Origin of the sequence: Microbacterium sp. WHRI 7836 (assembly GCF_040223885.2) — a bacterium.
Classification (GTDB): domain Bacteria; phylum Actinomycetota; class Actinomycetes; order Actinomycetales; family Microbacteriaceae; genus Microbacterium; species Microbacterium oxydans.
In genome coordinates, this window is the sequence record NZ_CP168171.1 from 2530863 (window position 1) to 2550135 (window position 19273).

Sequence of the window (19273 nt, forward strand, 5' to 3'; positions counted from 1 at the left end):
CGCCGGGTGCGCTGACGCGGCTGTGGCCGACGCTAGAGTGAAACCTCCGCCTCACCCGGCTCTGCTTTCGCGCGCGACACGATCGCCCGCACCCCATCCCCCACCAGAAAGCCCTTCCGCGTGACCGCTACGTCTCCCGCCGACTTCCATCCGCTCGCCGACTCCGTGCAGCCTGTCTTCGACACGGTGCTCTCCCGCAGCCCGCACGAGCCGGAGTTCCACCAGGCCGTCCACGAGGTGCTGCACTCGATCGCACCCGTCCTGGAGCGTCACCCGGAATACGTCGACGGCGGCATCCTCGAGCGCCTGGTCGAGCCCGAGCGTCAGATCCTCTTCCGTGTGCCGTGGATCGACGACGCCGGGAAGCTGCACGTCAACCGCGGGTACCGCATCCAGTTCTCCTCCGTGCTCGGCCCGTACAAGGGCGGGCTGCGCTTCCACCCCTCGGTGAACCTGTCGATCATCAAGTTCCTGGGCTTCGAGCAGATCTTCAAGAACGCTCTCACCGGTCAGGGCATCGGCGGCGGCAAGGGCGGGTCCGACTTCGACCCGCACGGCCGCTCCGACGCCGAGGTCATGCGCTTCTGCCAGTCGTTCATGAACGAGCTCTACCGGCACCTCGGCGAGCACACCGACGTCCCCGCGGGCGACATCGGCGTCGGCGGCCGCGAGATCGGCTACCTGTTCGGCCAGTACCGCAAGGTCACCAACCGCCACGAGTCGGGCATGTTCACGGGCAAGGGCACCGGATGGGGCGGGGCCGAGGTGCGCACCGAGGCCACCGGCTACGGCGCGGTGTTCTTCGCGCAGGAGATGCTCGCCGTGCACGGCGACTCCCTCGACGGCAAGCGCGTCGGCATCTCGGGCTCCGGCAACGTGGCCATCTACGCGATCCAGAAGGCCACCCAGCTCGGTGCGACCGCGGTCACGGCGTCCGACTCGTCCGGCTACGTCGTCGACGACGCCGGCATCGACCTCGACCTGCTGCGTCAGATCAAGGAGGTCGAGCGCGCCCGCATCGTCGAGTACGCCAACCGTCGCCCGAGCGCCCGCTTCGTGGAAGGCGGCAGCGTGTGGGAGGTGCCCGTCGACATCGCGGTGCCCTCCGCCACGCAGAACGAGGTCTCCCTGGCCGATGCAGAGGCCCTGATCGCCAACGGCGTGCGCGCGGTGTCGGAAGGTGCGAACATGCCCTGCGTGCCCGACGCCGTCGACGCCTTCCAGAAGGCCGGAGTGCTGTTCGCCCCCGGCAAGGCCGCGAACGCCGGTGGCGTCGCGACCTCGGCGCTCGAGATGAGCCAGAACGCCTCCCGTCAGCGCTGGAGCTTCGGCGACAGCGAGAACAAGCTCCGCGAGATCATGGGCGACATCCATGGCGCCGCCTTCGACGCCGCAGAGCGGCACGGCGTCCCCGGCGACTACGTGGCCGGGGCCAACATCGCCGGCTTCGAGCGCGTCGCCGCCGCGATGCTCGCTCAGGGCGTCATCTGACCTTCCGGTCGCGGTATGTCAGCTGTTTCCACCTTTTGAGCTGACATATCGCGACCGGAGCGGGTCAACTCTCGTCGACCGGCACCTTGACCACCTTGTTGTACCCGGTCACCGCCTGGTTCTCGTCGAACGCGACGACCTTCTTGCGGAAGCCCTTGGTGATGATCGCGAGGTAGACCACCCCGATCGCGGTCCACACCAGACCGCCGCGCAGCGCGTCCTCGTGCAGGTTCGCCCACAACAGGCCGGTGAGCACCATGCCGATCCCCGGCATCACGATGAAACTGAAGATGTCGCCCGGGGTCTTGCGGCGGCCCTTGCGGATCGCGAACCACGCGATCACCGAGATGTTGACGAACGTGAAGGCGATCAGCGCGCCGAAGTTGATCCACGCCGCGATCAGCTCGAGCGTGAAGGGGATCGCGAGCAGCGAGATGGCGCCCACCAGCACGATGTTGAACGTCGGGGTGTGGGTGCGGGGGTTGATGTAGCCGAACGCCCGCTGCGGCAGCACGTTGTTGCGCCCCATCACCAGCAGCATGCGAGACACCGAGGCGTGCGAGGCGAGACCGGAGGCCAGGGTCGCGCAGAAACCGGCCGCGGTCAGCACGGCCATGAGCACGGGGCCGCCGACCAGGTTGCCGATGATCGGCAGCGTCGAGTCCTCGACGAACTGCATGTCGCCGCCGGGGGCGAACTCGTTCCAGTCGGGGAAACGCAGCTGCGTGAGGTAGCCCGAGATCAGGAAGATCGCCCCACCCAGCAGCACGGTGAGGAGAATCGCCTTCGGCATGATCTTCGGATCCTTCGCCTCCTCCGCGTACATGGTGACGGCATCGAAGCCGATGAACGAGAAGCACACGATCGTGGCGCCCATCAGCACCGCCCCCATGGTGGCGCCGTCGTGGAAGATCGGCGTCAGCGAGGCGACCGTGCCCGCACCGTCGCCGCGCATCAGCTGTGCGATGACCATCACGACGAACACGGCCATCACGACGATCGAGAACACCAGCAGGATCATGTTCATGTTCGAGGTGCCGCGCATCGTCAGGTAGATGATGCTCGTGACGAGGATGCAGTAGAGCACCACCCAGATCCACCCGGGGATCTCGGGGAACAGCGCCTCGAGGTAGCTGCGGATGATGAGGCAGTTCACCATCGGCAGCAGCACGTAGTCGATGAGCGACGTCCAGCCGACCATGAACCCGAGGTTCGGGTGGATCGACTCGCGCACGTAGGTGTATGCAGACCCGGCGCTCGGGATCGCACTGGAGATCTTGCCGTAGCTGATCGCGGTGAAGACCATCACGACCAGGGCCACGAGGTAGGCCGCCGGTACGACGTTGTCGGTGTCTCGGGCGACCATGCCGAAGGTGTCGAACACGACGGTCGGCGTCATGTACCCGAGACCGAGGCCGACGATCGCCCACAGCCCGAGGTTTCTCTTCAGCGTTCCTCCGCCTTGCGCGAGCGGCTTCGTCTTCGTGGCCATGGGTACTCCTCGGGGGACAGCGCATGGGTCGGACTTCGGGTCGTCCGACGCTGAGCAACAGTATGGACCGGAGGGAATCATCTGCGCTACGGCGAATTCGGTTCGAAATGCGCTTTTAACAATCGGACGTACCGCGGGATTCGAAGATCCGCGCCGCGGTCACCATCCTTCGGCGAGCACCCGATCCAGCATCGCGACGACATGGTCGGCGCTCTCGGCTGTGAGGCACAGCGGCGGCTTGATCTTCAGGACGTTGGATCTCTCGGAGGTGGTCAGCACGATCACACCGAGCTCCCGCATCCGTTCGCAGATCGCCGCGGCCTCGGCGGCCGCCGGCTCCATCGTGTCGCGGTCACGCACGAGTTCGACGCCGAGATACAGGCCCTCCCCATGCACGACGGCCACCAGCGGATGCCGATCGACGAGGCCGCGAAGCCCCTCGGCGAGGCGGGCGCCGATCACGGCGGCGTTGCGCTGCAGGTCGTCCTCGACCATGGCGTCGAGCACCGCGAGTCCGACACGACAGCTGAGCGAGCTGCCTCCGGCCGATGAGAAGAACTGCCCCTGCGTCGACAGCGCGTCGGCGATGCGCTTCGACGTGATCACACCACCGATCGGGTAACCGTTGCCCATGGGCTTCGCGATCGTGACGATGTCCGGCACGACGCCTGCGAGCTCGAACCCCCAGAAGGCGGACCCCATCCGCCCGAAGCCGACCTGCACCTCGTCGGCGATGCACAGCCCGCCCGCCGCCCTGATCTGCGCATAGGCACCATCCAGGTAGCCCTCGGGGAGCACCACTCCGCCCGCGTTGCCGAGGATCGACTCGCAGAGGAACGCTGCGACCTCCCGCCCCTCGTCCTGCAGCCGGTCGAGATCGCTCGCGAAGTCGGCGAGGTAGTCGGCGGCGACATCCGCCCCTCGATACGTGCCGCGGAAGCGGTTGGGCACATCCGCGACGTGCACCCAGTCGGGACGCGTCTCGAGCGCGGAGGGGTTGTCGTACGCGCTGGTGGTGACCGCATCGCTCGCCGCGGTCCAGCCGTGATATGCCTCGCGCAGTGCGACGACCGTGCGTCGTCCGGTCGCGGCCTGGGCCAGACGGATCGCCAGATCGACCGCCTCGGAGCCGCTGTTGACCAGCAGCACGGTGTCGAGCCCGCTTCCTTCCGGCATCAGGGCGAGCAGCCGTTCGCTGTACTCCGCGAGGTCGCGGAACAGGAAGCGGGAATTCGTGGCCAGGGTGCGTAGCTGGCGGCCTGCCGCCTCCGCGACCTTCGGATGCGCGTGCCCGAGGCCGGCGACGTTGTTCACCATGTCGATGTAGGTGCGCCCTGTGGTGTCGATCAGGTGGTGCCGCCATCCGCGTTCGATCTGCGGAGGACGCTCGTAGTAGCGCTCCTGCGCGGAGGCGAAGATCCGCTCACGTCGCCGCAGTTCTGCGGCCGCGTCGTCGCGCTGCACGAACGACGGCAGCCCGAGCAGCGGTGCGGGGTCGGCGGTAAGACGGCTCCACGCCGGGACGCGCTCGGGCGCGACGAGTGGCGCACCGTCCGCCTGATGCTCCGGAGCATCATCGCGGTGGATGCCGACGGTCAGGCGCCGCGGCTCGAATGCGGCAGCGATCCAGCCCACGGTCTCGCCGACGTCCACGGGGCGCTCGCGCCGCTCCTCCGCGTCGAGCCCCGAGATCTGCAGCACCCAGTCGTGACCGTCGCCAGCACCGTCGTCGCCTGCACCGTCGCCAGCACCGTCGTCTCCATCACCGTCGCCAGCACCGTCGTCTCCATCACCGTCGTCGCCAACACCGTCGAGATCGAGGACGAGACGGGCCACCCCGCCCCGTTGCGTCACCCGCCCGCTCGCCGGAGCCGCCACCCTCACGCGAGGGCCCGGAGGGAGATGCAATTCACACGCCGTCGCCCACGTCTCCCCCGACTCGGCCTCGTCGATGCGCGCCCGGGTGAGTCGGAACACCCCGTACGGCAGCACCGCTACGGCGACCCCGAGCTCGATCGCCTCGGCGACCAGTTCCCGCTCCGACGTCTCCTCGAGCCAGCGTCCGCCGTCGAGGTCCGCCGACTCGACGCCCGGATCGATCACGGCGACGCGACCGGTGAGATCCGGCAGGAGCGCGGCCAGCGGAGCGGCGTCAGGATCGGTCACCACATCCGCCGCATCGAAGCCGGGGCCCTCATCGACGCCGACCGCGGCGAGCACGTGCTCTGTCATCTCGACGAGCGGCAGCAGTGTCGCGGCGTCGAAGATCGCCTGCTCGCCCGCGACCCTCTCACGCGCGTAGTCGTTGTCCCCGTCGATCTCCAGCTGACGCCACCCGCTCGCGACCAGCAGGGCAGCACGCAGCACCACGAGCGGCCAGACCGCTCTCGCCTCCGTGTCGCTCAGCGGCGCATGGCGATGGAACGCGGCGACCGTCTCGAGCACCCGCAACGGCCGCTCGGGCTCGTGGTGCAGCATCGATGCCGCGCACACCGCCAGCTCGGCGACGCGCCAGCCGAGCCCGAGGTCGCCGAGATCGAGCACCGTGCGCGGGTGCAGCCGTGCGTCGTCGCCGCGCTCCCCCATCACGTTGTCGTCCGTGAGGTCGCCGTGGATCGCCTGCACGGGGAGCCGGTCGGCGAGAGGCTCGACGGCGGCATGCGCCTTGGCCGCGGCGCGCAGCACCCGTCCCCGGAGCGCGGCATCGGCGATCGACGGCGCGAGCGCATCGATCTGCTCGTACGCGACGCGCATGTCCCACATCTGCCGACGGTCGAGGCCGGGATGATCCAGCGCCGACAGCGCGTTCACGGATGCGCCGGCCAGCGCCCCGAACTCCGCGAGCACGACGGGTGCGAGGTATCCGGCATCCACCATCGGCTCGCCCGGCGCGCACTCGCTGCGCCGCGCGGCGAAGCCGTTCCAGCGCTGGGTGAGCGCGCCGTCGAGCCCCGGGAGGACCGCCGGGACCTCGACGCCTGCGTCACGGTAGGCATCGAGTGCGACGTGCTGCGCCTCGCGCTCGTCATCGCCGAACACCGGGTTGTCGATCCTGAGCACGCTCTTCGCCCCATCCTGCGTGGTGAGCAGGAAGTTCCGATCCTGGTTGCTGCCCAGCTCCTCCGCGGTCGCCGCGATCCCCCAGCAGTCGAGGGCGATACGCGTGGCGTCGGCCGTGCTGACGGCGGGGCGGACCAGGCCCACGTCGCCCGTCATGCGTGGGACTGCCCGCGGTGCGCGTCGAGGCTCACATCCTGCGCATGCCGTGCCAGCGAGCTGCCGTAGCGCTCCGTCAGCTGCACCATCAGGTCGGGGGTGTCCCGGTCGACCCCGAAGACGTGCCCGGGGAAGTCGAGGTCGGGCTGCGCCGCCGCGATCTCCTCCTCCCGGTCGGGCGAGAACAGCTGCACGGGGTCGCCGACGGCCACCCAGCCGATCGGCACGACGGTGCCCTCAGGCAGCACCGCGCGGCGGAGCACGATCGCGTTGACGCGCACCTCGCAGCGCGATCCGATCAGAGAGCCGTTGAACACCCGCGACCCCGAGGCGAGGAACGTCTCCTCCCCCACGGTCGCACCGGCGATGCTCGACAGCGTGCCGATCAGGGTGTGCGATCCGATGTGCACCGCGTTCGCCGCAGTCGCCCGGATGAGCGCGTTCTCCATGACGATGACGTGCTCACCGAGGGTGATCGCGCCTCCCTCGGCGGTGATCACGGCGCCGTGCAGCACCTGGCAGCCCGGCCCGATCTCCACGTCTCCGGAGACGACGGCGGTGGGGGCGATGACGGCGGTGTCATGGATGCGGGGGCGAGCCCCGAGGTGCTCGTACAACATGCGGCCAGACTAGTACTGCGGCCCGGGGCCCCGCGCTACTCGGCCTTGACCGGTTCGGGGAAGATCGCCGTGAACAGCTGTCCGACCCACTCGAGCAGTTGCGCATCGGGGAGGGGTTCGAGCCCCACGCCGACTGCAGCAGGGACCATGGGCATCGGCACGACCAGAGCCTCTCCCCCGGAGACGAGCTTCGCCTTCGGGTACAGACGCTGCAGCCGCACCTTGATCGAGTCCTCGAGCCGCGCGGGCGCGATGCGCAGGTTCGACCCCATCACCACGACGTCCGTCAGCCCCGCCCGTGCCGCACGACGACGAAGGCGCGAGACGGCCAGCAGCCCTTCGACCTCTTCCGGCGGAGTGCCATAGCGGTCGACGAGCTCTTCGACGACGAGGTCGATGGCATCGTCCTTCGCGGTCGCAGCGGATGCGGCGGAGAGCTTCTGGTACGCCTCGAGGCGCAGCCGCTCACTGTCGATGTAGTACTCGGGGATGCGCGCGTCGAGGGGCAGCTCGAGCCGCAGCTCCTGCCCGGTCTCGACCTCGTCGCCGCGGAAGGTCGCCACGGCCTCGCCGATCATGCGCAGGTAGAGGTCGAAGCCCACGCCGGCGATATGACCGGCCTGCTCGGCACCGAGCATGTTGCCCGCACCACGCAGCTCGAGGTCCTTGAGCGCGACCTGCATCCCCGAGCCGAGTTCGTTGTTGACCGCGATCGTCTGCAGACGGTCGGCGGCAGTCTCGCTCAGCGGCTTCATCTCGTCGTACAGGAAATAGGCGTAGGCGCGTTCTCGCCCACGACCGACGCGGCCGCGCAGCTGGTGCAGCTGGCTGAGTCCGTACTTGTCGGCGCGGTCGATGATGATCGTGTTCGCGTTCGCGATGTCGAGTCCGGTCTCGATGATGGTCGTCGACACGAGCACGTCGAACTTGCGCTCCCAGAAGTCGTCGACGACCTGTTCGAGCTGGTGTTCGGCCATCTGACCGTGTGCGACCGCGATCCTGGCCTCCGGCACCAGCTCGGCGAGCTCGCTCGCGACCCGCTGGATCGACTGCACCCGGTTGTGCACGAAGAACACCTGGCCTTCGCGCAGGATCTCGCGTCGGATCGCCGCCGCCATCTGCTTGTCGCTGCGGGGACCGACGAACGAGAGGATCGGATGCCGGTCCTCCGGTGGCGTCGCCAGGGTCGACATCTCGCGGATGCCGGTGACCGCCATCTCCAGCGTGCGCGGAATCGGGGTCGCGCTCATAGCGAGGATGTCGACGTTCGTCTTCATCTTCTTGAGCGCGTCCTTGTGCTCGACGCCGAAGCGCTGCTCCTCGTCGATGATCATCAGGCCCAGGTCCTTGAAGATCACCTGATCGGTGAGGATGCGGTGGGTGCCGATCACCATGTCGACCGAGCCCTCCAGCAGGCCCTGCAGGGTGAGGCGCGCCTCCTTGTCGGTCTGGAAGCGCGACAGCGGCCGCACCTTCACCGGGAAGCCCGCGAAGCGCTCCGTGAACGTCTCGAGGTGCTGCTTCACGAGCAGCGTCGTCGGCACGAGCATGGCGACCTGCTTGCCGTCCTGGATCGCCTTGAACGCGGCACGGACGGCGACCTCGGTCTTGCCGAAGCCCACATCGCCCGAGAGCAGACGGTCCATCGGGATCGGCCGCTCCATGTCGGCCTTGATCTCGTCGATGGTCTGCAACTGGTCCTGGGTCTCGGCGAACGGGAAGGCTTCTTCGAGTTCGCGCTGCCACGGGGTGTCGGGGCCGAACGCGTGGCCCTTCGCGCTCATCCGGGCGGAGTAGAGCTTCACGAGCTCGACGGCGATGTCGCGGACGGCCTTGCGTGCTTTGCCCTTGGCCTGCGACCAGTCGCTGCCGCCCATCTTCGAGAGCGTGGGGGCCTCGCCACCGACGTACTTCGAGAGCAGGTCGAGCTGATCCGTCGGAACGAACAGCTTGTCGCCGGGGTACCCGCGCTTGGAGGGCGCGTACTCGAGCACGAGGTAGTCGCGGATGGACTTCGTGGCGTTGCGTCCACCGGTGGACACCTCGCGCTTGGTCATCTCGACGAAGCGGCCGATGCCGTGGGTGGCGTGCACCACGAAGTCGCCCTGCTTGAGCTGCAGCGGGTCGACCACGTTCTTGCGGCGCGATGCGAGCTTCTTGACCACGCGCTGGTCGCCGCCGATCGTGCGGCCGTAGAACTCGTTGTCGGTGAGGACCGCGAGCTTCGCCTCCGCCACCTGGAAGCCGGCTTCCACGGACCCGGTGACCAGCGTCGCGACGCCGCCCTCCGGTGCATCGCCGAGCGTCTCGACCACTCGGGCGGCCAGGCCGCGGTCGGCGAGCACGTCGCGTGCGCGGTCGACCAGACCGCCACCCGCCGCGATCACGACGACGCGCCACCCGTCGGTCAGCTTCGCCTCGACGAAGGAGATCGCGCCGTCGACGTTGCCGTGGAAGGACGGGATGACGGCGGCGCCGAGGTTCGTGGCGTCCGCGTCGCCCTCGCCGAGCCCGGCTCCGAACGGGCTGAGCCGCCACCACACGCCGTCCCGATCCCGCACGACCTCGCGCAGCTCGGCGATCGTCAGGAAGTCGCCGGCACCGAGGTCGATGGGAGCCGACGCCCCCGAGGTCGCGGCGCTCCACGCGGCATCGAGGAACTCACGATTCGTGTCGCCGAGGGTGATGGCACGCGCACTCGAACGCTCCGGGTCGATGATCGCCGTGGCGCTGCCGACGGGCAGGTACTCGGCCAGCGACTTCAGCGGCCCTGCGACGGCGGGGAGCAACGACTCCATGCCCTCGACCGGGATGCCCTCGGCCATCTTCTCGAGCATTCCCGAGATCGCGGGGAAGCCTCCGACCAGGGCACGGGCACGATCTCGGACCTCGGCGGTGAGCAGCAGCTCGCGGGTGGGAGGCAGATCGACACCGGTGACGTCGCCGGGCAACGAGCGCTGATCGGCGACCGAGAACGCGCGGATCTGATCGATCTCGTCGCCGAAGAACTCGACGCGATACGGATGCTCCGACGTCGGAGGGAAGACGTCGAGGATGCCGCCGCGCACCGCGAACTCTCCGCGACGGGACACCATGTCGACGCGCGAGTAAGCGCGCTCGACCAGCTGCTCCACCGCGAGGTCGAGTTCGTTCCCCCTGCTGCCGACGGCGAGTTCGAGCGGGGCGATCTCTCCCAGGTTGCCCGCGATCGGCTGGAGCGCGGCGCGCACGGATGCCACGACGACGAGCGGGTGATCGCCCGACCACTCGGCGATCCGGCGCAGGGTCTGCAGCCGCTGGCCGACCGTGTCGGGGCTCGGGCTGAGCCGCTCGTGCGGCAACGTCTCCCAGGCCGGGAAGGTCAGGACATCGGCCTCCGGAAGGTAGGCGTGCATCGCGAGCGCGAGGCTCTCCGCCCTCCTGCCCGTGGGGACGACGGCGAGCAGGGCGGCGGGGTGCCCTGCCGCGGCGCGCTTCTCGAGCAGCCCGGCGAGCGCGGGCGCATCGAGCCCGTCGACCAGGCCGAGATCGGCGTCGGTGCGCGCCCAGCTGAGGGCATCGCGGTACAGAGACGCCTCTTCCAAGGCGCGCAGAATCCCCGGAACAGTCACCGGACAAGACTAGTCGCGCCCGCGGACACTCCGGCCGCTCCGCGTTCGCGGAGGCACAGGTCTTCGTAGGCTGTCGGGATGCGATCCGTCGTCCTCACCACTGAACGTCTCGTCCTGCGCGCCCCGACGGAGGACGACATCGATGCGATCACAGACGCCTGTCAGGACCCGGAGATCCCGCGCTGGACGACCGTCCCGAGCCCCTATGCCCGCGAGGACGCCGCGGAGTTCGTGCGCCTCGTCGCGGAGCAATGGGACACGGAGTCGGAGGCCGTCTGGGGCATGTTCGCGGAGGGCGAGCTCGTCGGCATGATCGGGCTGCACAACCTGACCGAGCACTTCACGGGCGCCACCGCCGAGATCGGCTACTGGGTGACGGAGGCCGCCAGGGGCAAGGGGTATCTCGCGGAAGCAGGCAGGGCCGTGGTCGACTGGGGGTTCGTCGGGCTCCGACTCGTCCGCATCCGCTGGCAGGCCGTGGTCGGGAACATCCCCTCCGCCCGTGCCGCGCGCGCCCTCGGCTTCCACTACGAAGGTCTGCAGCGACAGGCGCTCACCGGCCCGCGCGGCCGTGACGACGGCTGGTTGGCCGGGCTGCTGCCGAGCGACGACCGCACCCCCGTGGACTGGCCCATCCTCTGAGGCGCGCTCACGAGCCGGGACGTGACAGTGTCGGCGGCCGATGACAGGATGAACGCATGCCGGAGATGCCGGAAGTCCAAGGGCTGTCCACCTTCCTCGGCGAGCGCGCCGTGGGGCACACGATCACGCGCGCCACCGTCTCGGCGATCGCCGCGCTGAAGACGTACGATCCGCCGATCCATGCGCTTCAGGGGCAGACGATCACGGCGTCCACCCGTCTCGGCAAGTTCGTCGTGCTCTCCTGCGGCGACGAACTGCACCTGGTGTTCCACCTCGCGAAGGCCGGCTGGCTGCGCTGGTACGAGACCCTCCCCACGACGCTCATCAAGCCGGGCAAGTCGCCGATCGCCCTGCGCGTCGCGCTCGACGACGGGAGCGGGTTCGATCTCACGGAGGCGGGCACGAAGAAGTCGCTCGCGGTGTATGTCGTCCGCGATCCGCAGGAGGTGCCGGGCATCGCCAGGCTGGGACCCGATCCGCTCGACGAGGCGTTCACGCGCGAGACGTTCGCCGCCCTGCTCGACGGCCGCCGCATGCAGATCAAGGGGCTGTTGCGCGACCAGGCGGTCATCGCCGGTATCGGCAACGCGTACTCGGACGAGATCCTGCATGCCGCTCGCATGTCGCCGTATGCGATCGCCGACACGCTCGACGGTGCCGAGATCGATCGCCTCTTCGATGCCATGCGCGACACGCTCACCGAAGCGGTCGCCGAAGCCTCCGGCAAGCCACCGGCCGACCTGAAGGATGCGAAGCGCCGTGGGATGCAGGTGCACGCCCGCCGGGGGGAGGCCTGCCCGGTGTGCGGCGACACGGTCCGCAGCGTGTTCTTCGCCGACCGTTCGCTCGAGTACTGCCCCACCTGCCAGACCGGCGGCAAGGTGCTCGCCGACCGGCGACTGTCCCGGCTTCTCAAGTGACGGCGAGCGCGTGGCGCACCCGGATGCATGTCTTGGAATGAAATCTGCGCAGATGCGTTGACTACACTCAGATCAACAACGTGCTCCGGGGTCGGTGGGAATCCGAACCGGCGGTGACAGTCCGCGAGCGTCTCGAGAGATCGAGATGCCGATCCGGTGGAATTCCGGGACCGACGGTGATGCGAGGGAGACCTCGCTAGTCCGGAAGGGAGGCAGCACGAGACGCATACGTGCGTCCGTTCCGCCATCCCTGCCCGAATCCGGAGCCTCAGAGGAGGACGACGGATGGCAGTGAACGCGGCAGAGCGCACCGCGATGGACCGCGCTCTCCATCTCGCCGCACGCGGGCCCCGCGGGGCGAACCCGCAGGTCGGCGCGGTCATCCTCTCCCCCGACGGCACCGTGCTCGCCGAGGGCTGGCACCACGGCGCCGGCACTCCGCACGCCGAGGTCGACGCTCTCTCGAAACTCGCTCCCGGCGAAGCCGAAGGCGCGACGGCCGTGGTCACACTCGAACCCTGCAACCACACGGGCCGCACTGGCCCCTGCGCCGTCGCCCTGATCGAGGCGGGCATCTCACGGGTGGTCTACGCTCTCGACGATCCCGGCGCGGTGTCCGGGGGCGGCGCGGAACGTCTGCGCACTGCCGGCGTCGAGGTCGAGTCCGGCGAACAGGCGGATGCCGCGCACGCCCTCATCGCCGGATGGCTGACCGCCCAGCGACTCGGCCGTCCGCACATCACCGTCAAGTGGGCGCAGAGCCTCGATGGCCGCGCCGCCGCCGATGACGGGTCGAGCCGGTGGATCACCGGATCCGCAGCCCGCACCGACGTGCACCGTCGCCGGGCAGCGGCCGATGCGATCGTCGTCGGCACGGGAACGGTGCTCTCCGACGACCCCGCTCTCACGGCCCGCGACGGTGAAGCTCTGCACCCGCATCAGCCGATCCCCGTGATCATCGGAACGCGGCCCACACCCGCCGCGGCAGCGGTGCATCGCCACCCGCAGACGCCCCTGTTCTTCGACACCCGCGACCTGCATGCCGTCGCGGCCGACCTCCATGCCCGCGGCGTGCAGAGCGTGTTCGTGGAGGGCGGCCCGACGCTCGCCAGCGCCTTCATCGCGGCGGGGCTGGCCGACCGGGTGCTCGCCTACATCGCGCCCGTGCTGCTGGGCGGACGCCGGCTCGCCCTGACGGAGATCGGCGTCGGATCCATCGGCGAGGCGCGCCGCCTCGTCGTCGACGAATGGGTACCTCTCGGCGAGGACCTGCTCGCCGTCGCACACCCCGCGGACGCGGCGGACCCTGCGCAAACCACGAACCCCCAGAGCGAAGGAGCCGCCTGATGTTCACCGGAATCATCGAGGAGATGGGCGAGATCACCGCGATCACCCCCGCGGGCGACGGCTGGCGACTCACCGTGCGCGCGCCCCGCGCCGCTGCGGATGCCGTGCACGGCGAGTCGATCGCCGTCTCCGGCGTGTGCCTGACCGTGGTCGGCTCGACCGCGGACACCTTCGACACCGACGTGATGAAGCAGACGCTCGATGTGGCCGCGATCGGGTCGGCGACCATCGGCACCCGCGTGAACATCGAGAAGGCCATGCCGGTGGGCGCCCGACTCGGCGGACACATCGTGCAGGGCCACGTCGACGGGGTCGGCGAGGTGCTCGAGGTGCGGCCCGGCGCGCAGTGGAGCGTGCTCCGGATCAGTCTGCCCGCCGATCTCGCCCCACTCGTCGTCGACAAGGGCTCCATCTCGGTCGACGGCACCTCGCTGACGGTGAGCGCCGTCACCGCCCCTGCAGACCCCTCTCCGTGGTTCGAGGTCTCGCTGATCCCCGAGACCCTCGCCGCGACGACCCTCGGCGTCCGCGCCGTGGGGGACCGCGTGAACCTGGAGACCGATATCCTCGCCCGCCACGTGGAACGCCTCCTCGCGTTCCGGGCTGCACCGGAAGGAGGCTCGCGATGAGCCTTTCCACGATCGACGAAGCCCTGGAAGCCCTGCGCGCCGGGCGACCCGTCCTCGTCGCCGACGATGAGAACCGCGAGAACGAGGGCGATGTCATCCTCTCGGCAGAGCTCGCGACGCCGGAGTGGGTGGCGTGGACCGTGCGCTGGTCGTCCGGTTTCATCTGCGCCCCGATGCCCGCCGACCTCGCCGACCACCTCAACCTGCCGCCGATGGTCGCCGCCAGCGAAGACGCCCGCTCGACCGCCTACACCGTGAGCGTCGACGCCGCGCAGGGGGTCACCACCGGCATCAGCGCCCATGACCGCGCCCACACGCTGAACGTGCTGTCGAACCCGGAGTCGACGTCGACCAGCATCATCCGCCCGGGCCACGTACTGCCTCTGCGGGCGGTCGACGGCGGCGTGCGCGAGCGCAGCGGCCACACCGAGGCCGCCGTCGAGCTCATGAAGCTGGCGGGGCTCCGCCCGGTCGGAGCGATCGCGGAGGTCGTCGCGGAGGACGGCAGCATGATGCGCCTGCCCGGACTCATCGAGCTCGGTGCGCGAGACGGCGTACCCGTGATCACGATCGAGCAGCTGATCGCCCACCTGAACGAGATCGACCCCGATGGCGCGACGCCCAGTGCGCACCGCGGACGCCGCGTGAGCCTGCGCGCCGACGCCACCGTCCCGACCACGCACGGCACGTTCCGCTTCCTCGCGTACAAGGACCGCATCACCGGCACCGACCACATCGCGGTCGTCTCCGGCGAGACTGGCGACACCGCGCTGGTACGCGTGCACTCGGAGTGCCTGACCGGCGAGGCGTTCGGGTCGCTGAAGTGCGAGTGCGGCCCACAGCTCGACTCCGCACTCGACGCGATCGAGAAGGAGGGCGGGATCGTCATCTACATGCGCGGCCACGAGGGGCGAGGGATCGGCCTGATCAACAAGCTGCGCGCCTACAGCCTGCAGGAGGAGGGCCTCGACACGGTCGATGCCAATCTCGCTCTTGGCCTGCCCGCAGATGCGCGCGACTACGCCGCGGCGGCCGGCATCCTCTCGGACCTCGGCGTATCGAAGGTGCGTCTGCTGACGAACAACACCGACAAGGTCGCGCAATTGCGCGAACTCGGCCTCGACGTGATCGAGCAGGTGCCGCTGATCGTCGGAGTGGGTCCGAACAACCACCAGTACCTGGAGACCAAGCGTGACCGGATGGGTCACATCATCGGCGAAGCAGACCTCGCAGAGGCACTCGCCCACGGAAAGGACGACGAATGAGCGGCGCAGGAGCACCCGAGACCGGCAACATCGACGGGCGGGGTCTGAACGTCGTCATCATCGCCGGCACCTGGCACGAGACGATCTCGAACGGCCTGATCGCCGGGGCGGAGCGCGTGCTCGACGCCGCCGACGCCACGCACCGGCTCGTGCGCGTGCCCGGCTCCTTCGAGCTCGCGATCGCCGCGCAGGCCGCTTTCGCCGGGGGAGCCGACGCGGTCGTCGCGCTGGGCGTGATCATCCGCGGCGGAACCCCGCACTTCGAGTACGTCTCGGCGGCGACCACCGACGGCCTCACTCGGGTCGCACTGGATGCCGGCAAGCCCGTCGGCTTCGGCGTGCTGACTCTCGACGACGAGCAGCAGGGACTGGACCGCGCGGGGCTGGCGGGCTCCAAGGAGGACAAGGGCGCCGAGGCGGCCGATGCCGCCCTGCGCACCGCTCTCGTCACGAGGGAGCTCCGCGGCTGAGGTCAGCCTGCCCTTGCTAGCGCAGGAGGGCTCCACGCTCGTACGGTGAGGGCATGGAGACCCTGCGTCATATCGTCGTGTTCATCCACCTGATCGGCTTCGCCGTGCTGTTCGGCGCCTGGGCCGCGCAGGCCTTCGGCGGTAAGCGCCAGATCACGAAGATCATGGACTACGGTCTCGCGATCGCCGGTGTCGCAGGTCTCGCCCTCGCCGCGCCGTGGGGCATCGACTACGACCTCAACTACGTGAAGATCGGCGTCAAGCTGGTCGTGCTGGTCATCATCGGCGCGCTCCTCGGCATCGGTTCGGCGCGACAGAAGCGCGGAGACGCCGTGCCGCCGGCCGTGTTCTGGCTGATCGGCATCCTGGCACTCCTGAACGCGGGACTCGCCGTCATCTGGCGCTGACCACACACGTCGACATGACGCCCGGAGCGCTCAGCGCTTCCGGGGAGGCGCTGTGCTCCCTCTCACGATGAGCTCCGTTCCCACCAGCGGCGTCTGCGGTCGGTCGAGACCGGCCGACCCGGCGCCCTCGAGTTCCGCGAGCAAAGCGTCCACCGCGAGTGCGCCCACGCGCTCGGGGTGCTGCTGCACGGTGGTCAGCGGCGGCCAGAGCTGAGCAGCATCGGGCGTTCGCCGTGCCGGAGGTCGACCGCGACGAGCGCGTCCGTCAGCCCCTCGGGGGCGGCATCGAGGCGTCCACCCAGCCCGCGCACGCCGAGGACGAGAGCACGTTCGACCGCGGCTCCTGCGGGAACCCGGTCGTCACGCGAACGCATCGGCGCGCGGTACACGGGAACATCGCTCACGGCAGCGTCACCAGCGTGGCCTTCACCGCGGCACCGTCGATCTCGGCCCACATCATCGTGCGGGCGGGCTGTCGTCGACGGTCGGTCGGCGACCCGGGATTCAGCAGCCGCATGCCCGCCGGCGACACGGTGTCCCACGGAATGTGGGAGTGCCCGAAGACCAGCAGGTCGACGTCGGGAAAGGCCTCGTCCATGCGACTCTCGCGCTGCCTCGACGGCCCCGTCTCGTGCACGACGGCGACGTCGACAGCTTCGACGGTGAAGCGGGCGATCTCGGGGAGCCGCGCGCGCAGCTCATCGCCATCGTTGTTGCCGAACACGCCCTGCAGCATGCGTGCCTTGGACGCGAGCAGGTCCAGCGTCGTCTCGTCCACCCAGTCGCCCGCATGCACGACGATGTCCGCCTCGTCAATCGCCCACAGGACGGCTTCCGGCAGCCGCTTCGCCCTCTTCGGGACGTGCGTGTCAGCGAGCAGCAGCATCCTCGTCGCCATGGTGTCCTCCCCGCGTTCCGCCTCCCCGACTCTACGCACCGCACGCGCTCTCCGGGATGACACGCGACATGCGCGTACAGCAAACACTCAGGAAGGCGTAAACTCGCCCGAGTCCCTTGGTATACCGGGGACTCGATCGGAGGAACACACATGAGCACTGCCACTGCGCCGGCGAATCCCCGCTCGCGCGTCATCACCGCGAGCCTGGTCGGCACCACGATCGAGTTCTACGATTTCTACGCGTATGCGACGGCGGCCGTGCTCGTGTTCCCGGTGCTGTTCTTCCCGACCGGCGACGACACGACATCGCTCCTCTCCTCGTTCGCCGTCTTCGGCGCCGCGATGGTCGCCCGACCGATCGGCGCTGTGGTGTTCGGCCACTTCGGCGACAAGTTCGGACGCAAGGCCACGCTCGTGGCCTCTCTGCTGACGATGGGCATCGCGACCTTCGTGATCGGTCTGCTGCCGACCTACCAGGACATCGGCTGGTGGGCGGCACTGCTGCTGCTGATCCTCCGCCTCGCGCAGGGCTTCGCGCTCGGCGGCGAGTGGTCAGGGGCGGCCCTGGTCGCGACCGAGAACGCCCCGAAGGGCAAGCGCGCCTGGTACGGCACCTTCCCGCAGTTGGGAGCCCCGCTCGGGTTCATCATCGCGAACTTCCTCTTCCTCGCGATCAACTGGCTGCTGCCGCACGCCGACAACCCGGCACTGAAGTCCGAGGCGTTCCTCGCCTGGGGCTGGCGCATCCCGTTCCTGTTCTCCGCCGTGATGGTCATCATCGGCCTGTGGGTGCGGCTCAAGCTCGTCGAGTCCGACACCTTCAAGAAGGCCGAGACGAAGGGCGTGATCCGCAAGCTCCCGCTCGCGACCGTGTTCCGCCACCACTGGAAGCAGCTCATCCTCGGCACGTTCATCATGCTGGCGACGTACGTGCTGTTCTACCTGATGACGAACTTCACCCTCGCCTACGGCACCAAGCCCGCGTCGCTGGAGACGGCCTCGGCTGCGGCGAAGGCGGCGGCCGAGGCGACCGGCGCCTCGTTCGATCCCACCAAGTTCGCAGCGCAGTTCTATCCGGGACTCGGCTTCGGCTACACCGACTTCGTGCTGATGCAGATCATCGGCGTGGTGTTCTTCGGCGTCTTCACCCTGCTCTCGGGTCCCATCGCCGATGCGGTGGGCCGGCGCAAGCTGCTGCTGTGGGTCACGGGAACCATCATCGTGTTCGGCCTCACCTTCAACGCGTTCCTGCTCCCGGCGATCGACCCCAAGTTCACGGGTGCGCTCACGCAGGCGTTCCTGGTGTTCGGCTTCATGCTGATGGGCGCCACGTTCGGGCCCATGGGAGCCCTGTTGCCCGAGCTGTTCCCGACGAACGTCCGGTACACGGGGTCGGCCATCGCCTACAACGTCTCCTCCATCCTCGGCGCGGCGGTGGCCCCGCTCATCGCTCTGAAGCTGTGGGAGGTGGCCGGCGGCGCGCCTTGGCTGGTCGGTCTGTACCTGTCGGCGATGGGTGTGCTGACCTTCATCGCGCTGATCCTCTCGCCGGAGACGAAGGACCACGACTACGACGACGACCTCGGCGTGGCCGCAGCCGTCGAGCTCTAGTCCGCGAGGAATCCCTCGATCGCGGCGATCGTCGTCGCGTTGTCGACATGCCGCACGGCGCGGATCCCGACCGCTTCGGCTCCGTGGACCGACACCTGGTGGTCGTCGATGAACAGCACGTCTCCCGGCTTCGCCCCCATGCGCTGGAGCGCACGCAGGTAGGCCTCACGTTCCGGCTTGTTGACGCCCTGCTCGTGGCTGTAGCAGATCGGATCGAAGATCTCGGAGAACCCGAAGCGGCGTTCCTCCTCCTCTCGCGCGCCATCGGCCGAGTTGGAGAGGATCGCGGTTCCCGCGCGCGACGAGAGGGTTCGCGCGTACTCGATCAGTTCCCCGTTGGCGGTGCCGCAGTACGCGTCCCAGAAGTCGGCGCGCATGGCGCTGCGTTGCGCGGCATCGAGGTCGAGCGCTGTGCTCACCGCGTCCCAGAAATCCGACTCCGTCCCAGTGGTGACGTCGATCGCGGGAAGATGGGCGGCCGCGATGCGCGCATCGAAGACACCGCGGTCGAGACCGCTCGCCACCTGCCAGCGATCCCACCACTCCTGCTGCCATGCGTCGTCGTCGACGACCTCGAGAACTCCACCGATGTCGAACAGGACCCACTTCTTCGAAATCATCGCCCCAGACTGTCACGTCAACATGTATTGACTT

The 19273-nt window shown here is 69.1% G+C and carries 17 protein-coding genes; 9 read left to right on the forward strand and 8 right to left on the reverse strand.

Annotated features, from left to right (window positions below):
• Positions 1–120 precede the first annotated feature (120 nt).
• Positions 121–1491 carry an NADP-specific glutamate dehydrogenase gene (gdhA, locus tag ABRP18_RS12135; RefSeq protein ID WP_113681030.1) on the forward strand — a complete coding sequence of 457 codons (1371 nt, stop codon included), beginning with the start codon at positions 121–123 and terminating at the stop codon, positions 1489–1491.
• A 64-nt stretch (positions 1492–1555) separates the two neighbouring features.
• Here gdhA and ABRP18_RS12140 read toward each other — a convergent pair whose 3' ends face one another.
• From ABRP18_RS12140 to mfd, 4 genes are all read right to left on the reverse strand, one after another.
• Positions 1556–2983 carry an APC family permease gene (locus ABRP18_RS12140; protein WP_349884719.1) on the reverse strand — a complete coding sequence of 476 codons (1428 nt, stop codon included), beginning with the start codon at positions 2981–2983 and terminating at the stop codon, positions 1556–1558.
• 159 nt (positions 2984–3142) lie between these two features.
• The gene (locus ABRP18_RS12145) at positions 3143–6199 is read right to left on the reverse strand and encodes an aminotransferase class III-fold pyridoxal phosphate-dependent enzyme (protein WP_349884720.1); all 3057 of its coding nucleotides are present in this window, start codon (positions 6197–6199) and stop codon (positions 3143–3145) included.
• Complete coding sequence (locus ABRP18_RS12150) at positions 6196–6819, reverse strand: gamma carbonic anhydrase family protein (RefSeq protein ID WP_046749654.1); 624 nt, start codon at positions 6817–6819, stop codon at positions 6196–6198. Before ABRP18_RS12150 ends, ABRP18_RS12145 begins: the two co-directional genes overlap by 4 nt.
• Before the next feature lie 35 nt (positions 6820–6854).
• Entirely contained in the window at positions 6855–10430 is a 3576-nt protein-coding gene (mfd, locus tag ABRP18_RS12155; protein ID WP_349884721.1) for a transcription-repair coupling factor, read from the reverse strand.
• Positions 10431–10508: 78 nt separating this feature from the next.
• On the opposite strand from mfd, the gene ABRP18_RS12160 reads away from it, so the two are divergent.
• The 7 genes from ABRP18_RS12160 (at position 10509) to ABRP18_RS12190 (ending at position 16110) form a co-directional block, all read left to right on the forward strand.
• On the forward strand, positions 10509–11072 hold the full coding sequence (locus ABRP18_RS12160) for a GNAT family N-acetyltransferase (RefSeq protein WP_349884722.1): 564 nt from the start codon (positions 10509–10511) through the stop codon (positions 11070–11072).
• A gap of 56 nt (positions 11073–11128) precedes the next feature.
• On the forward strand, positions 11129–11992 hold the full coding sequence (locus tag ABRP18_RS12165) for an Fpg/Nei family DNA glycosylase (protein ID WP_193761598.1): 864 nt from the start codon (positions 11129–11131) through the stop codon (positions 11990–11992).
• Positions 11993–12277: 285 nt separating this feature from the next.
• The gene (gene ribD, locus ABRP18_RS12170; protein WP_046749658.1) at positions 12278–13339 is read left to right on the forward strand and encodes a bifunctional diaminohydroxyphosphoribosylaminopyrimidine deaminase/5-amino-6-(5-phosphoribosylamino)uracil reductase RibD; all 1062 of its coding nucleotides are present in this window, start codon (positions 12278–12280) and stop codon (positions 13337–13339) included.
• Positions 13339–13968, forward strand: coding sequence for a riboflavin synthase (locus ABRP18_RS12175; protein WP_179515890.1), 630 nt, complete (start codon positions 13339–13341; stop codon positions 13966–13968). Before ribD ends, ABRP18_RS12175 begins: the two co-directional genes overlap by 1 nt.
• Positions 13965–15233: a GTP cyclohydrolase II gene (gene ribA, locus ABRP18_RS12180; protein WP_349884723.1), complete on the forward strand. Its 1269-nt coding sequence runs from the start codon at positions 13965–13967 to the stop codon at positions 15231–15233. Before ABRP18_RS12175 ends, ribA begins: the two co-directional genes overlap by 4 nt.
• On the forward strand, positions 15230–15703 hold the full coding sequence (ribH, locus tag ABRP18_RS12185) for a 6,7-dimethyl-8-ribityllumazine synthase (RefSeq protein ID WP_058632892.1): 474 nt from the start codon (positions 15230–15232) through the stop codon (positions 15701–15703). Before ribA ends, ribH begins: the two co-directional genes overlap by 4 nt.
• Before the next feature lie 53 nt (positions 15704–15756).
• A complete protein-coding gene (locus tag ABRP18_RS12190; protein WP_046749662.1) occupies positions 15757–16110 on the forward strand; it encodes a hypothetical protein in 354 nt (117 codons plus the stop codon).
• Between the two features lie 30 nt (positions 16111–16140).
• Here ABRP18_RS12190 and ABRP18_RS12195 read toward each other — a convergent pair whose 3' ends face one another.
• From ABRP18_RS12195 to ABRP18_RS12205, 3 genes are read right to left on the reverse strand one after another with little or no spacing between them, the layout of a single operon-like run.
• Positions 16141–16299 (reverse strand): hypothetical protein, encoded by a 159-nt coding sequence (locus ABRP18_RS12195; protein ID WP_230977834.1) that lies wholly within the window; start codon positions 16297–16299, stop codon positions 16141–16143.
• 5 nt (positions 16300–16304) lie between these two features.
• Entirely contained in the window at positions 16305–16514 is a 210-nt protein-coding gene (locus ABRP18_RS12200) for a hypothetical protein (protein WP_349884724.1), read from the reverse strand.
• On the reverse strand, positions 16511–17008 hold the full coding sequence (locus ABRP18_RS12205; protein WP_349884725.1) for a metallophosphoesterase: 498 nt from the start codon (positions 17006–17008) through the stop codon (positions 16511–16513). Before ABRP18_RS12205 ends, ABRP18_RS12200 begins: the two co-directional genes overlap by 4 nt.
• Positions 17009–17158: 150 nt before the next feature.
• Here ABRP18_RS12205 and ABRP18_RS12210 point away from each other — a divergent pair, with 150 nt between their 5' ends.
• A complete protein-coding gene (locus tag ABRP18_RS12210) occupies positions 17159–18619 on the forward strand; it encodes an MFS transporter (RefSeq protein ID WP_046749673.1) in 1461 nt (486 codons plus the stop codon).
• Here ABRP18_RS12210 and ABRP18_RS12215 read toward each other — a convergent pair.
• Positions 18616–19239, reverse strand: coding sequence for an HAD-IA family hydrolase (locus ABRP18_RS12215; protein ID WP_061017688.1), 624 nt, complete (start codon positions 19237–19239; stop codon positions 18616–18618). The two genes, ABRP18_RS12210 and ABRP18_RS12215, sit on opposite strands and share 4 nt — an antisense overlap.
• Positions 19240–19273: the final 34 nt, after the last annotated feature.

Coding starts and splice junctions, on each gene's coding strand:
- ABRP18_RS12140 (WP_349884719.1), bottom strand. CDS start 2,983: ATGGCCACGAAGACGAAGCCGCTCGCGCAAGGCGGAGGAACGCTGAAG.
- ABRP18_RS12165 (WP_193761598.1), top strand. CDS start 11,129: ATGCCGGAGATGCCGGAAGTCCAAGGGCTGTCCACCTTCCTCGGCGAG.
- ABRP18_RS12210 (WP_046749673.1), top strand. CDS start 17,159: ATGAGCACTGCCACTGCGCCGGCGAATCCCCGCTCGCGCGTCATCACC.
- ABRP18_RS12190 (WP_046749662.1), top strand. CDS start 15,757: ATGGAGACCCTGCGTCATATCGTCGTGTTCATCCACCTGATCGGCTTC.
- ABRP18_RS12205 (WP_349884725.1), bottom strand. CDS start 17,008: ATGGCGACGAGGATGCTGCTGCTCGCTGACACGCACGTCCCGAAGAGG.
- ribD (WP_046749658.1), top strand. CDS start 12,278: ATGGCAGTGAACGCGGCAGAGCGCACCGCGATGGACCGCGCTCTCCAT.
- ABRP18_RS12160 (WP_349884722.1), top strand. CDS start 10,509: ATGCGATCCGTCGTCCTCACCACTGAACGTCTCGTCCTGCGCGCCCCG.
- ABRP18_RS12150 (WP_046749654.1), bottom strand. CDS start 6,819: ATGTTGTACGAGCACCTCGGGGCTCGCCCCCGCATCCATGACACCGCC.
- ABRP18_RS12215 (WP_061017688.1), bottom strand. CDS start 19,239: ATGATTTCGAAGAAGTGGGTCCTGTTCGACATCGGTGGAGTTCTCGAG.
- ABRP18_RS12175 (WP_179515890.1), top strand. CDS start 13,339: ATGTTCACCGGAATCATCGAGGAGATGGGCGAGATCACCGCGATCACC.
- ABRP18_RS12145 (WP_349884720.1), bottom strand. CDS start 6,199: ATGACGGGCGACGTGGGCCTGGTCCGCCCCGCCGTCAGCACGGCCGAC.
- ribA (WP_349884723.1), top strand. CDS start 13,965: ATGAGCCTTTCCACGATCGACGAAGCCCTGGAAGCCCTGCGCGCCGGG.
- ribH (WP_058632892.1), top strand. CDS start 15,230: ATGAGCGGCGCAGGAGCACCCGAGACCGGCAACATCGACGGGCGGGGT.